Here is a 309-nt window from a genome sequence, read left to right as displayed (position 1 = left end):
ATTGGAATTACTTTTGTTTCAACGCTATCCTTAGCCGGAACCTTAACGATAATAGGTGTAGCTGCTTTAGTAACCATCTCTGAAACATCTGCTACCGTAATATCGCCTGTCTTAGAATCAACTTTATAACTAGTCGTAACTGTTTTCAGTCCATCTTCGCTTGGAATAGTCGTAGGTTGGCTTCCTCTTGTATGTTCTGGATCCTTTTCATATCTCACTTCCGTAGAAGTTGTAAGTTCAGTTGTTTCAGTCGGCTTTGTTCCAACTTTAACAACTTTCTTAACCATCGCAGTTGTTACTTCACTGGTT

1 pseudogene is annotated in these 309 nt (G+C 39.2%); it reads right to left on the bottom strand.

Annotation, left to right across the window (positions count from 1 at the left end):
* A pseudogene (locus HT679_RS10885) lies at nucleotides 1-309 on the bottom strand (hypothetical protein); the annotation flags it as partial.

Origin of the sequence: Streptococcus sp. 4886, assembly GCF_013276485.1 — a bacterium.
GTDB lineage: Bacteria > Bacillota > Bacilli > Lactobacillales > Streptococcaceae > Streptococcus.
This window is presented reverse-complemented; position numbering and strand designations above follow the sequence as displayed.